The following is a 13,110-nucleotide window of genomic DNA, read 5'->3' as shown; positions in this document are numbered from 1 at the left end:
AAAAGTGAATAGGCTTCTGCCATGGCTTCTAATTGAGGTGAATTTAGCAATTTTTTTAAAGAAGGTGCTTTCTATTTTTAACTTAAATTGGAAATAATATTTTCAAATTATTGAATAATGCTATTATTTATTCCATAGGGAATACTAAATTTGGGATATTATTTTATGGAAGAACAGGCTGAAAATTTGACAGTACTTGAACTCAAAATTATGCGTGCTTTACAAGAGAATGGACGTTTAAGTAATGCTGAGCTGGCCAAACTTGTAGGAATCAGTACTTCATCTTGTTGGAATCACACTCAACGTCTTTTTAAAATTGGGGCAATCTTAGATGTACGCGCTCGGATCAATCCAAGCATGGTGCAGCGTGATACGGTGGTGCTCGTTGGTGTGGTTTTGGACCGTTCAACTCCAGACAGCTTTCAGGCATTTGAACAGGCCGCAGGTGATTTGGAGAATGTGCTGGAGTGTTATCTGGTTGCTGGGGAAGTCGATTATTTTCTAAAAATTCGTGTTAAAGATTTAGCTGCGTTTAACCGATTCCATAGTGAAAAGATTATTGCTTTACCTGGAGTAAGACAAGTTCGAACGTTTTTTGTTCTCAACGAAGTTAAAACTGATGGCATGTTGGCATTTTAGGAGCTCATCATGTTTTAACTTTATAATGCAAAACGTATAGGTAAAGATGATTAGATCGTTGAAGTTGCTAGTTTTAAACCGAATCCGAAAAATAGAATTCCGACTAAAAAAACACTACTTGCTGCAATTTTATGATTTTCTTTAAAAAATGCTGAAAGTTTAATTCCAGAGAAGATTAATGCCGTTAAATAACTAAAGCTAATGATCTGTAAAATAACCGCTAAAATTAAAAAGCTTAGAGCGGGGTAGGCATAGTCGGGTTCAACAAATTGAACAAAGAAAGAGAGGAAAAATAAAATCGCTTTGGGGTTAAGTAAACTAATACTTAAGGCGGTTTTATAAGGATGAACTTTATCTAGAGCGGGTAAATCAGCCATTTCTGGTTGTGGTTGATTACGTTGTTTCCAGCGTTGAATACTGCCTTGTAAGAGCTTAAAGCCTAAATAAGATAGGTAAAGTGCACCTGTTAATTTAAGAATAACAAATACCCATGGAAATGCTTTAAGTAAAGAAGCAGCACCAAGAACTGTACACAGCATTAAAATAAGGTCACCAGTGAAAATACCGAATGCGCCCATATAACCAGTTTTAATGCCGTAACGTGAAGCAATTGACATCACATAAAGAGAATTGGGTCCCGGCAATAACACAATTAGGAATGTACCAATAATATATGTTGTTAAATCTGTTATGCCGAACACGAGAAACCCAATAAAAAACCGATTTTTGCCATGATAACAAAAATCGGTGATTTTGTATGAAAAGTGCAGTTTTTAAGGTTTAATTTCCGCATCAATTCCAAAGGATTGACGTAATAAAAAACTTAACTGGTCACGAGCTTTAATAAAGCCATCAACACCACCTTGTAAAAGTTGGAATGCCATTAAGTCATGATTAAGTTCGTCTTTAAAACTTTGTTCATCTTGAGCTGGTCTAACAATCGCATCTGCTTGCTTTGACTTGGTCGCATCAAGAGCTGCCTCAACTGTACGTGTATCTTGCTCAAGTTGGGTAAGTAGACCAGGAGAGATCGTTAGCAAATCACATCCTGCAAGTCCAAGTACTTGATCGATGCTACGGAAGCTTGCACCCATCACTTGAGTTGGAATATTTTGCTGTTTGTAATAGGTATAGATTTTCTTAACTGAAACTACGCCTGGGTCTTTTTCGATTGGGTAAGCGTCTACACCTTCAGCTTTTTTGTACCAGTCTAGAATACGACCTACAAATGGTGAAATTAAAGTTACTTTTGCATCTGCACAAGCTTGAGCTTGATGTAAACCGAAAAGGAGGGTGAGGTTGCACGCAATCCCTTCCGCTTCTAGCACTTTAGCGGCTTGAATACCTTCCCAAGTCGACGCGATTTTAATCAGAATGCGAGACTGATCAATACCATAACCTTTGTAAAGTTCACATAATTCATGCGCTTTTTGAATGGTGGCTTCAGTGTTGTATGAAAGGGCAGCATCAACTTCAGTCGAAACGCGGCCTTCAATTAGTTTTAAAATTTCTACGCCAAATTTTACGGTTAAAATATCAATGGTTCTTTCGATTAACTCATCGTTACTATAGCCTTCTTCTTTGGCTTGATAATAAGCATCCTCAATGAGCTCTTTACTTTCTGGTTGTTCTGCCGCCGCCGTAATCAATGACGGATTAGTCGTCGCGTCTAGAGGACGGAATTTACGAATTGCATCAAGGTCACTACTGTCGGCAACAACGGTCGTTAATGTTTTTAATTGGTCAAGTGCTGTATGAGTCATTGATATTCAACATCTTCAGTAATAAATCTTATCTTTTCTTTATAGCACAAAGTCTATTCATGCTGTCGATATATCAATTGTTATCTTTCAAAGAAAAACGTTTAGGTTCTGCATCTAAATTGAAATAATTTTAAGGTGCCTGTTGCATTCGTTGCTTGCGGATATATTCAATCAGAAATCTGGCTGCAGCTCCAAGCTCACTTTCACGACTCCAAACTAAATCGACGTAATATTCGAATCTGGGTGTGAAATCTAGTAAATCCAATACTTTAAGCTTATTTTTTAATTCTGGGTTTTCTTTAAACATTTCTTGAGGAAGAACCCCCCAACCCAAATTACGCAAAATCATTAAGCAAGCAGAGTGATGGTTGTCTGTACGCCAGTAATGTTTCGAAAAAAGCAATTCTGGCTTTAAAGTTTCATCTCGGCTTGCAACTACAATTTGTCGTGTAGTGAGGATCTGTTCATAAGAAACCTGATTTTGGCTTGCGAGGGGATGATTGTTTGAAATAACAGGAATTAAAGCCTCGCGTTTAAGCTCTACAAATTGTTCTCTGTTATCTAGATGCTCGCGTTCAAACATCAGTGCTAGTTGGGCAGACCCGTCTAATAACATTTGAAGAGCATCTTCTTGAGGGGCAGACACAATATTAATTTGTAAGTCAGGGAAACGACTTTCTAAAAGACAAATATAGTCAGTCCAATTGGTGTGTAAAAGTTCAGAGACAATCACAATGGTTAAATTGGCTTCTAACCCTGTACTTAACGCGTGAGCATGTTGTTTCCATTGATTCATCTCAATTAAAAGCTGAGATGTCTTTTCGTATAACACCCGTGCTTCGTCAGTAGGGACGGGTTCACGGCCTTTACGGTCAAATAAAGTTAAGTCCAGATCAATTTCTAGGTTGGCAATAGACATGCTTACAGCCGAAGGAACTTTGCCAAGTTTACGTGCTGCTGCCGAAAAGGAGCCGGTTTCAATCACGGCCTGAAACATGAGTAGTTGTTCTTGATTAATATTCATCTGTCAAAAAAACTGAAAGAACCTGATTAGATTAATCAATATTATAAAAATAAAATGCACATTATCCAAGTTATTATTGAGTATTTAAAAATGTTGATTTCCAAGAGAAGGCTCATTCATGCAATCAGTTATGAAGGAATTTTATTGGTCATCATAGCGATTGCATTAAGTTTTATTTTTGATATGCCAATGGACGTAACCGGTACACTCGGTGTGTTTATGGCAGTCGTTTCAGTTTTCTGGAATATGATTTTTAACCATTATTTTGAAAAAGTAGAGCATAAATATAATTGGGAAAGAACAATCCCTGTACGGATTTTACATGCGATTGGTTTTGAGGGTGGTTTGCTGATTGCAACAGTACCGATGATTGCATATATGCTTCAGATGAGTGTTATTGATGCACTTATTTTAGATATTGGTTTAACCTTGTGTATTTTGGTTTATACCTTTGTTTTCCAGTGGTGTTATGACCATATCGAAGATAAATTTTTTCCAGATGCTAAAGCTGCATCCCTTCATTAATTCACTATATATTGAAATGAAATAAGCACCCAGATGGGTGCTTATTTTGTTAGGTCGATAGAGAAATTATTTTTCTACAATCGCAACCACACCTTCACCACCTGCTGTACAGATAGAGATTAATGCGCGGCCTGAACCTTTTTGATTAATCAATTTAGCAGCAGTTGCTAAGATACGACCACCAGTTGCAGCAAATGGATGGCCTGCACCTAGAGATGAACCATTTACGTTCAGTTTAGAGCGGTCAATTGAACCTAAAGGTGCATCTAAACCAAGACGTTCTTTACAGAATTTTTCATCTTCCCAAGCTTTCAATGTAGACAACACTTGAGATGCAAATGCTTCATGAATTTCGTAGAAATCAAAATCTTGAAGTTTAAGGTTTGCACGCTTAAGCATACGAGGTACTGCATAAGCAGGAGCCATCAATAAGCCTTCTTTAGGGCCATTTTTACCAATGAAGTCAACAGCTGCTGTTTCAGAGAAAGAAAGATAAGCTAAAACTTCATGACCGTTTTCTTTTGCCCATTCTTCAGAAGCAAGCAATACAACAGATGCACCATCAGTTAACGGAGTTGAGTTACCTGCTGTCATTGTTGCAGTTTCGCCTTTACCGAAAACTGGTTTCAATTTAGCAAGTTTTTCAACTGTGCTGTCTGCACGTAAGTTGTTGTCACGGTTAAGACCTAAGAATGGCGTGATTAAGTCATCAAAGAAACCACGTTCATAAGCAGCAGCAAGTTTTTGATGGCTGCTTGCCGCTAACTCGTCTTGCGCTTCGCGAGTAATACCCCATTCTAAAGCAGTAATTGCTTGGTGCTCACCCATTGAAAGGCCAGTACGTGGTTCACCATTACTTGGTGCATCAAGAAGCTTTTTAAAATCAATTTTTGTTAAAGCTTTAAGACGGTCTTTACCAGTCTTAGCGACATTGAGCTCGAGTAAAACTTTACGTAAGCCATCACCTACAGCGATCGGGGCATCAGAAGTCGTGTCTACGCCACCTGCAATACCTACGTCGATTTGACCAAGCGCAATTTTATTTGCAACAACAAAAGCTGCTTGTAAACCTGTACCACAAGCAATTTGAATGTCATAAGCAGGAGTTTCAGGAGCAAGATCTGTGCTTAATACAACTTCACGAGTCATGTTGAAGTCACGGCTGTGTTTTAAAACAGCACCCGCAACGACTTCACCAATACGCTTACCTTGTAAATTAAAGCGCTCAACCAAACCGTTTAATGCTGCTGTCAGCATGTCAGAATTAGACGCTTTAAAATAAGCAGTATTTGAACGTGCAAATGGAATACGGTTGCCACCAATAATTGCAACGCGGCGAACAGTGTTTTGGCTCATGGTTTTATCCTGTTGAACAGAAGTTTTGGTTTTTGTTGCTTTTGGTGCTGCAGCTACATTGTTAGAAGATGTAGATGGGGTTGCTGTAGCGGCGCTCTTAGTACGAGGGCTACGTGCAGGTGCAGTCGTTGAACGAGTACGTGTCGTTTTTGGAGTATTAGTTGCTGCTTTAGGCGTTGTGCTGTTACGCTTAGTCGTGTTAGAAGCCGACTTTGATGTATTTGACACTTTTTCCTGAGCAGAATTTTCGACTGCTGGATTTTCTTGAGTTGGTTTGCTCATAAGGCTTTTCCAAGCATATTAACGATATTCTTATAAGCTACCTTAACACAATTCAAATAGACCTGTATTGACTAGAATGACATGGTAGATAGCATTCAGGTCAAGACATCAAAAGATGAACTCAAGTATGATTTGGGATGACTCTAATGAACGACTGATTTCATATTGTTCCTCTCCATTTCATAACATAATGAAGCCTGTCGTAGAAAATCATTTTTTTGAGAGATAATAATCATGACTGATCAATACCAAGCATTTACACAATCTCCTATTGGTAAATTCGTTGTTAAAAATTTGGGTTTACCATCGCCTGTTGTATTAGAGCGTTTTGAAAGTGCTCAGCCAGTAGTGAATGGTGCAGTATTGGTTGGCGCAGCGCCGTCAAGTGTATTGTCAGGTGCGATTGCACAAGTACTTAGCAATATTCATGCTGACAGCTATGTAGGCAATAATGTTGCATTACAACAAGAAGCTGCAAAAGTTGGTTTAAATTTACGTCCATTTAATGCAGGCGATAAAGAATCAAAATTCAAAGCAGTAGTATTTGATGCTTCTGGTATTCAAAACTCGGAACAGTTAAACGAACTTTATAAATTCTTTAACCCGATTGCACGTCAAGTTGCAACTTCTGGTCGAGTGATTGTTATTGGTACAACACCTGAAACTGCAAAAACTGTGAAACAAGCGATTGCTCAGCGTGCACTTGAAGGTTTTATCAAATCTGTAGGTAAAGAATTTAAAAAGGGTATTACCGCTCAAGTTGTTTATGTAGACGAAGGTGCTGTTGCAAACCTTGAATCAACATTACGTTTCTTGCTTTCTCCACGTTCAGCTTATGTATCTGGTCAAGTAATTCGTGTATCTAAAGCAGATGTGGTTGATGTTGATTGGGCAAAACCGCTTGCTGGTAAAACTGCATTAGTAACTGGTGCGAGCCGTGGTATTGGTGAGGCAATTGCACATGTGCTTGCACGTGATGGTGCTCATGTTATTTGTCTAGATGTACCACAACAACAAGCTGACCTTGACCGTGTAGCTGCTGACATTGGTGGTTCTACATTGGCAATTGATATTACTGCTGCTGATGCAGGCGAAAAAATTAAAACTGCTGCTGCAAAACAAGGCGGTTTAGATATTATTGTTCATAACGCAGGTATTACACGTGACAAAACTTTGGCAAACATGAAGCCAGAGCTTTGGGATTTGGTAATTAACATTAACTTGTCGGCTGCTGAACGCGTAAATGACTACTTGTTAGAAAACGATGGTCTAAATGCAAATGGCCGTATTGTTTGTGTATCATCAATTAGCGGTATTGCTGGTAACCTTGGTCAAACAAACTATGCTGCATCAAAAGCTGGTGTGATTGGTTTAGTGAAATTTACTGCACCTATTCTAAAAAATGGTATTACCATTAATGCAGTAGCACCTGGTTTCATCGAAACTCAAATGACTGCTGCGATTCCATTTGCAATTCGTGAAGCTGGTCGCCGTATGAACTCTATGCAACAAGGTGGTTTACCTGTTGATGTAGCAGAAACGATTGCATGGTTTGCATCAACCGCTTCTACAGGCGTAAATGGCAACGTGGTACGTGTGTGTGGTCAAAGTTTGTTGGGCGCTTAAGCACTCTTCACTAAAAAGGGGTGCTTGTGCATCCCTTTTTTATTCAAGAATCTATAAATTATAAAAGGTTAGGTATGAATACTCGTCATTTTAGCCAGCTACCAAAAGCGGCCTTGGCTTACCCAAAAGTGGTGCAAGGTTTAATTTTTAAAAAGCCTAAAGGTCCAAAAATCTTGCCACAAATTGAATATGTGGTGGATAGTCTTGAGGTTGATCAAAGTCACCTCAAAGCTTATAACGAAGTATGTGGCTTTAAAAATAATGGTTTTGTTCCCGCAATTTATTTGGCTGTGCTTTCTCAAAGTTTGCAAATGCACATGATGACAGCAGAAGCGTTTCCATTTCCGATTTTAGGTTTAGTGCATATTCGTAACCAGATTAAACAAACCAGACCAATTGCTGTGACTGAAAAACTAACTTTGTCATGTAAATTTGGGGAACTAAAACCGCATGATAAAGGTGTTCAGTTTGACTTTATTAGCACGGCAAAAGTTGGCAATGAAGTGGTGATGGAGGGCTTAACGACTTATTTATCTCGCCAAAAAGTCGAGAAAAGAGTGGGTGAGAAAGCCAAAGAAGAACAAGCACCAGCTTATGTTCCAAAGGCAGAGTGGAATATTTTAGAAAACACAGGCCGCCGTTATGCGAAAGTGTCTGGTGATTTTAACTTAATTCACATTCATGCTATTACAGCAAAAGCATTTGGCTTTAAGCAAGCAATTGCACATGGCATGTGGAGCAAAGCTAAAGCACTAGCGAACCTCGAATTACCAAATGCTTATGAAGCAGATGTGTGGTTTAAGCTACCAATGTTCTTACCGTCAAAAGTTGAATTTTTAACTGCCAATGCAGATAAAAAGACTGATTTCTTGATTCGTAATGCAAAATCACAAAAACCGCATGTTGCAGGAACTGTAAAAGCATTATAAAAATATCAGCAGCCTGAACAGATGTTTGGGCTGCTTTTGAGCAAAATAACAAAAAATGCAAGGAACTTCATGTGATTAAAGAAATTTTACTGGCCGATACCCATAACTATCACGGTATTTTAGATGAACGTTTTATTGATTTAGCCCACCAATTTAGCCGCCTGCAAGATGCCAGAACGGGACAAGGTGGAGCTGCATTAGCGGTTTATTTTAGAGGCCAGAAAGTTGTAGATATCTACACAGGTCTAAAATCACAAAGTGAAGCATGGCAACCTGACACTTTGGCAGTTTGCTACTCTACAGGTAAAGGTGTGCTTGCAACTTTAGCGCATATTTTAGTAAGTGAAGGTTTTTTAGAATACGACAAACCGATTGCGACTTATTGGCCTGAGTTTGCTCAAAATGGTAAAGAGCAAATGACTTTACGTCATGTGCTAAGTCATCAAAGCGGTATGTTTGATGTTCGAAATATTATCGAAAGTGCAAGAGAAATGCTCGACTGGTCACACATGTTAGATGTAGTCGCGGCGACTAAGCCTAGATTCCTTGCAGGAGAGGGCAATGCTTATCAAGCTTTAACATTTGGCTGGCTTGTCGGTGGAGTACTTGAAAAAGCAACTGGTCAATCTTTAGATCAGCTCATGCAAAAATATCTCGTTGAGCCTTTGCAGTTAGACGGCGCTTATTTTGGTACGCCTGCAAGTGAGCTAGACCGTGTAGCACGTTTAATTATTCAACCCAAACCTGAAAAACCAGCGGCTCCCGAAGTTGAAAAACCTAAAAAGCCTCAAGCACGCAAGAGTTCACTCTCTGAAAAAATGATTACGTGGACGGGGCAAGATCCGCAAGATTTTCAGGATGCCATGATTCCAAAAGGAATGAAGCATTTTAGTTTCTTTAGTGATGAAGGGTTACAAGCAGTCATTCCAGCGGCGAACGGCACGTTTACTGCAAATAGTCTTGCTAAAATTTATGCGATGCTGGCAAATCACGGTGAATGGGATGGACAGCAACTTATTCGCCCAGAAGTATTTAAAGAACTCAGTACCATTCAAAGTTATGCACGTGATCGAGTCATGCCAATTCCGATGAATTGGCGTTTAGGATATCACCGCATTATTACCATGGGTAAACGTGCTAAAAATGGCTTTGGACATATTGGTTACAATGGTTCAGGGGCGTGGTGCGATCCTGAGCGCGACCTGAGTTTTGCCTATACCCATAACTTTCAAATTGGTTCAATCACGGGTGATTACCGTTTATGGGGGCTGACTCAAGAAGCCCTACGTTGCACCGATCAAGTTTTAAAAGGTCGTAAAGGCTGGTTCTAATTTTAGTATTTTAAAGCTGGTATTTTTAAGAAATGCCAGCTTCTATATTTATAATAATTCTAGGCGAATAATTGCTTCGGTATGGCGCTTAAAGTCTTCTTCGGCTAAACCTTGTAAACCAAGTTGATAAATACCTTCTAATCCGCATACAAAGGCAATGAGTCGCCAAGCTATGTCTGTTGAATTAGATATATTTTTAAATTCACCTTCTTTTTTACCACATTCAATTGCTTGCACAATTGTTTGATGCCAATTCTGCATGGCAAGGTTATAAGCCTTTCGTATTTCAACATCTTGTTCAATTAAGAGTTCAGCCTCATTCCATAAGCGTAAGTAGGGCTGAAGTCTATCTATGTTTTCTGCGCCTAATAAGATGAATAGCCTTTGAAATTGGCTAGTCGTTTTTAGGGTTTGTTCAATTTCATCAAGCTGTTCCATGAGCTTTAAAAAAGCTTCAGCTTTTAAATGAGATGCCGAAGAAAAATGATGGTGAACTTGTCCGGTAGAGGTTTGTGCTTCTGTTGCGATTCGGCGTACCGTCATGGCTGTAAAACCTTCAGCCAAAGCAACTTGCATGGCGGCTTGCAGAATCATTTCTCTGCGTTGATCGCGATTAAGATAGGCCATGTTTCTTTCACCTGACTGAATTCGACACAAATTACATTAAAACTAAAAGTTGGACAAGTGTCCAATTGTGTATATAATAACCATGATTTGAACACATGTCCAAGTTTTGGATATTGAAGAGCGTTATGCAAAAAAAATGGTTAATCCTGACAATTATCGTCCTTATTTATTTACCAGTTACGATTGATGCAACGGTGATGCATGTTGCAACACCATCTTTAAGTGCAGCATTGAATTTAACTACCAATCAGCTTTTATGGGTCATTGATATTTATTCACTGATTATGGCGGGTTTGATTTTGCCGATGGGTGCACTTGGTGATCGTATTGGCTTTAAAAAATTATTATTTATTGGAACTGCAATTTTTGGAGTCGGTTCTTTGGCTGCGGCTTTTTCTCCAACAGCTTATGCTTTAATTGCTTCCCGTGCTGTTTTAGGTCTAGGGGCAGCGATGCTTATTCCTGCTACTTTATCAGGCATTCGTAATGCTTTTACCGAAGAGAAGCAGAGAAATTTTGCACTTGGTCTTTGGTCTACAGTGGGTGGGGGCGGTGCAGCTTTTGGTCCATTAGTTGGTGGTTTTGTACTAGAACATTTCCATTGGGGAGCTGTATTCCTCATTAACATTCCGATTATTTTAGTCGTTCTAGTCATGATCGTAATGATCATTCCAAAACAACAAGAGAAAACTGATCAGCCAATTAACTTAGGGCAAGCTTTAATTTTAGTCGTGGCGATTTTAAGTCTCATCTATTCAATTAAATCGGCGATGTACAACTTCTCGGTACTTACAGTCGTGATGTTTGTGATTGGAGTAAGTACTTTAATTCACTTCATTCGAAGCCAAAAAAGAAGTACAACGCCAATGATTGATTTGGAGTTATTTAAACATCCAGTGATTTCTACCAGCATTGTCATGGCGGTGGTTTCTATGATTGCTTTGGTTGGTTTCGAATTACTCTTGTCTCAAGAGTTGCAGTTTGTGCATGGTTTTTCTCCTTTACAAGCCGCCATGTTTATTATTCCATTCATGATTGCAATTAGTTTAGGTGGCCCATTAGCAGGTATTTGCTTAAATAAATGGGGGCTAAGACTTGTATCTACTGTTGGGATTTTAATAAGTGGATTTAGTCTATGGGGACTTGCCCAGCTTAATTTTTCGACCGATCACTTTTTAGCGTGGATGTGTATGGTCTTTTTAGGCTTTAGCATTGAGATTGCTTTGCTGGCCTCAACTGCTGCCATTATGTCATCTGTACCGCCTCAAAAGGCAAGTGCAGCAGGTGCGATTGAAGGTATGGCCTATGAGCTTGGAGCTGGTTTAGGCGTCGCTATTTTTGGGTTAATGTTGTCTTGGTTTTATAGTCGTTCAATTATTTTGCCCGAAGGACTTCCGACAAGCTTAATTGAAAAAGCGAGTATTTCGATCGGTGAAACCATGCAATTAGCATCTAGTCTTGAAAATCCTTTGGGAGGGCAATTAATTGCAGTTGCTCAGCAAGCTTTTAGCTATGCCCATAGTTGGGTGCTTACAATCTCAGCTATTTGTTTTTTCCTTTTAACTGTATTTGTCTGGTTTAGTTTTCCGAAGAAAGTGAATTAAAACGTTTTAGGGTATTTAAAGCTTCGGTCAAAATGTTCTTTATCCGAAGCTTTAAAATAACTGATAGTGCAGACAAATGGGGCAGTTCGCAGTTTATCTGTACGGATATGAGCTTTATACGTTCACACTCTTTTAAAAACAAAGTATGCTTATGCCTGTAAAAAGGAGCATACATGTATCAAGTACTTGCTAGAAAATACCGTCCACGTAATTTCAATGAGTTAGTGGGACAAAACCACGTTTCTCGTGCATTAAGTAGTGCATTGGAACGCGGTCGTCTACACCATGCTTATTTATTTACAGGAACGCGTGGTGTGGGTAAAACCACAATTGCACGTATTTTAGCCAAGTGTTTAAACTGCGAAACAGGTGTGACTTCTACGCCATGTGAAGTCTGCGCAACGTGTAAAGCGGTAAATGAAGGTCGTTTTATTGACCTGATTGAAATTGATGCTGCTTCAAGAACAAAAGTAGAAGATACGCGTGAACTTTTAGACAACGTTCCTTATGCGCCAACGCAAGGCCGTTTTAAAGTTTACCTGATTGACGAAGTACATATGTTATCTACGCATTCCTTTAATGCGTTATTAAAAACATTAGAAGAACCACCCGAACATGTTAAGTTTCTGTTTGCAACGACTGACCCACAAAAGTTACCGATTACGGTAATTTCACGCTGTTTGCAATTTACCTTACGACCTCTTGCTGTAGATGAAATTACAAAGCATCTTGGTGCGATTCTTGAAAAAGAACAGATCGTTTCTGATCAAGATGCGATTTGGCAAATTGCCGAATCTGCGCAAGGTTCATTACGTGATGCATTATCTTTAACCGATCAGGCAATTGCTTATGGTCAGGGTGCCGTACATCACCAAGATGTTAAAGAAATGCTCGGTCTAATTGACCGTACGATTATTTATGATTTGATTTTAGCGATTCATCAAAACCAACGTGAAAAGGTGAGTCAGCTTTTATTACAATTTAGACATCAAGCACTAGATGTTTCGCTTGTACTTGATCAGTTGATTTCGACATTGCATGAATTGGCAATTTTGCAATATCTGCCTGATTTAAGTTTGAAATATAGCGATGAAATTAATCGCAAAATCATGCAGCTGTCTAAGCTAATTTCTGCTCAAGATTTACAGCTTTATTATCAAATTGCATGTAAAGGACGATCTGACCTACAACTTGCCGTGACGCAAGAACAAGGTTTTGAAATGTGCGTTTTACGCTTATTGGCATTCCGTCCCTTAGCACCTAATGAAATTGTAGTATCAGAGCCTGTTCAGCAAAATGACCAAGTTGCGGTGAATCACCAAGTTCAGCAACAAGTTCAAGATATTGCTCCTGTAAGTGCTGTGCAACCAGTTGAAGTGATTAGCCAACCCGCTATGATTGAAC

12 protein-coding genes are annotated in these 13,110 nt (G+C 39.1%); 7 read left to right on the top strand and 5 right to left on the bottom strand.

Annotated elements, in window-relative coordinates:
- Positions 1–165 precede the first annotated feature (165 nt).
- Positions 166–639, top strand: coding sequence for an Lrp/AsnC family transcriptional regulator (locus OD757_RS01680; protein ID WP_009390122.1), 474 nt, complete (start codon positions 166–168; stop codon positions 637–639).
- Between the two features lie 50 nt (positions 640–689).
- Here OD757_RS01680 and leuE read toward each other — a convergent pair whose 3' ends face one another.
- The 3 genes from leuE to OD757_RS01665 all read right to left on the bottom strand — a co-directional run bounded on the left by leuE (position 690) and on the right by OD757_RS01665 (position 3,426).
- On the bottom strand, positions 690–1,340 hold the full coding sequence (gene leuE, locus OD757_RS01675) for a leucine efflux protein LeuE (protein WP_057074598.1): 651 nt from the start codon (positions 1,338–1,340) through the stop codon (positions 690–692).
- A gap of 72 nt (positions 1,341–1,412) precedes the next feature.
- Entirely contained in the window at positions 1,413–2,402 is a 990-nt protein-coding gene (gene tal, locus OD757_RS01670; RefSeq protein WP_263030649.1) for a transaldolase, read from the bottom strand.
- 130 nt (positions 2,403–2,532) lie between these two features.
- The gene (locus tag OD757_RS01665) at positions 2,533–3,426 is read right to left on the bottom strand and encodes a LysR family transcriptional regulator (protein WP_009390304.1); all 894 of its coding nucleotides are present in this window, start codon (positions 3,424–3,426) and stop codon (positions 2,533–2,535) included.
- A 90-nt stretch (positions 3,427–3,516) separates the two neighbouring features.
- Here OD757_RS01665 and aceI point away from each other — a divergent pair, with 90 nt between their 5' ends.
- Positions 3,517–3,951, top strand: coding sequence for a chlorhexidine efflux PACE transporter AceI (gene aceI / locus OD757_RS01660; protein ID WP_155757888.1), 435 nt, complete (start codon positions 3,517–3,519; stop codon positions 3,949–3,951).
- A 66-nt stretch (positions 3,952–4,017) separates the two neighbouring features.
- Here the strand turns inward: aceI and OD757_RS01655 are convergent, their stop codons facing one another.
- Entirely contained in the window at positions 4,018–5,589 is a 1,572-nt protein-coding gene (locus OD757_RS01655; protein WP_263030648.1) for an acetyl-CoA C-acetyltransferase, read from the bottom strand.
- Positions 5,590–5,823: 234 nt separating this feature from the next.
- On the opposite strand from OD757_RS01655, the gene OD757_RS01650 reads away from it, so the two are divergent.
- The 3 genes from OD757_RS01650 (at position 5,824) to OD757_RS01640 (ending at position 9,475) form a co-directional block, all read left to right on the top strand.
- Entirely contained in the window at positions 5,824–7,215 is a 1,392-nt protein-coding gene (locus OD757_RS01650) for a 3-oxoacyl-ACP reductase (protein ID WP_263030647.1), read from the top strand.
- Positions 7,216–7,289: 74 nt separating this feature from the next.
- Positions 7,290–8,144, top strand: coding sequence for a MaoC family dehydratase (locus OD757_RS01645; RefSeq protein WP_263030646.1), 855 nt, complete (start codon positions 7,290–7,292; stop codon positions 8,142–8,144).
- 71 nt (positions 8,145–8,215) lie between these two features.
- Positions 8,216–9,475 carry a serine hydrolase domain-containing protein gene (locus tag OD757_RS01640; protein WP_263030645.1) on the top strand — a complete coding sequence of 420 codons (1,260 nt, stop codon included), beginning with the start codon at positions 8,216–8,218 and terminating at the stop codon, positions 9,473–9,475.
- 48 nt (positions 9,476–9,523) lie between these two features.
- On the opposite strand, the gene OD757_RS01635 is transcribed toward OD757_RS01640, so the two are convergent.
- Positions 9,524–10,102: a TetR family transcriptional regulator gene (locus OD757_RS01635; RefSeq protein WP_004791707.1), complete on the bottom strand. Its 579-nt coding sequence runs from the start codon at positions 10,100–10,102 to the stop codon at positions 9,524–9,526.
- Positions 10,103–10,227: 125 nt separating this feature from the next.
- On the opposite strand from OD757_RS01635, the gene amvA reads away from it, so the two are divergent.
- Both amvA and dnaX read left to right on the top strand, forming a co-directional pair.
- Complete coding sequence (gene amvA / locus OD757_RS01630; RefSeq protein ID WP_263030644.1) at positions 10,228–11,706, top strand: multidrug efflux MFS transporter AmvA; 1,479 nt, start codon at positions 10,228–10,230, stop codon at positions 11,704–11,706.
- Between the two features lie 173 nt (positions 11,707–11,879).
- Positions 11,880–13,110 (top strand): DNA polymerase III subunit gamma/tau (gene dnaX, locus OD757_RS01625; RefSeq protein WP_263030643.1); only part of this gene is annotated, 1,231 nt, incomplete at its 3' end.

The sequence above is a fragment of the Acinetobacter sp. AYS6 genome, from assembly GCF_025630795.1.
Lineage (GTDB): Bacteria > Pseudomonadota > Gammaproteobacteria > Pseudomonadales > Moraxellaceae > Acinetobacter.
The sequence above is the reverse complement of the archived record's forward strand: the minus strand, read 5'-3'. Positions and strand labels throughout refer to the sequence as shown.

What these genes read in the sequence shown, in the direction of transcription:
- OD757_RS01680 (WP_009390122.1), top strand. Translation starts at nt 166, where the DNA reads ATGGAAGAACAGGCTGAAAATTTGACAGTACTTGAACTCAAAATTATG.
- tal (WP_263030649.1), bottom strand. Translation starts at nt 2,402, where the DNA reads ATGACTCATACAGCACTTGACCAATTAAAAACATTAACGACCGTTGTT.
- OD757_RS01665 (WP_009390304.1), bottom strand. Translation starts at nt 3,426, where the DNA reads ATGAATATTAATCAAGAACAACTACTCATGTTTCAGGCCGTGATTGAA.
- aceI (WP_155757888.1), top strand. Translation starts at nt 3,517, where the DNA reads ATGTTGATTTCCAAGAGAAGGCTCATTCATGCAATCAGTTATGAAGGA.
- OD757_RS01655 (WP_263030648.1), bottom strand. Translation starts at nt 5,589, where the DNA reads ATGAGCAAACCAACTCAAGAAAATCCAGCAGTCGAAAATTCTGCTCAG.
- OD757_RS01650 (WP_263030647.1), top strand. Translation starts at nt 5,824, where the DNA reads ATGACTGATCAATACCAAGCATTTACACAATCTCCTATTGGTAAATTC.
- OD757_RS01645 (WP_263030646.1), top strand. Translation starts at nt 7,290, where the DNA reads ATGAATACTCGTCATTTTAGCCAGCTACCAAAAGCGGCCTTGGCTTAC.
- OD757_RS01635 (WP_004791707.1), bottom strand. Translation starts at nt 10,102, where the DNA reads ATGGCCTATCTTAATCGCGATCAACGCAGAGAAATGATTCTGCAAGCC.
- amvA (WP_263030644.1), top strand. Translation starts at nt 10,228, where the DNA reads ATGCAAAAAAAATGGTTAATCCTGACAATTATCGTCCTTATTTATTTA.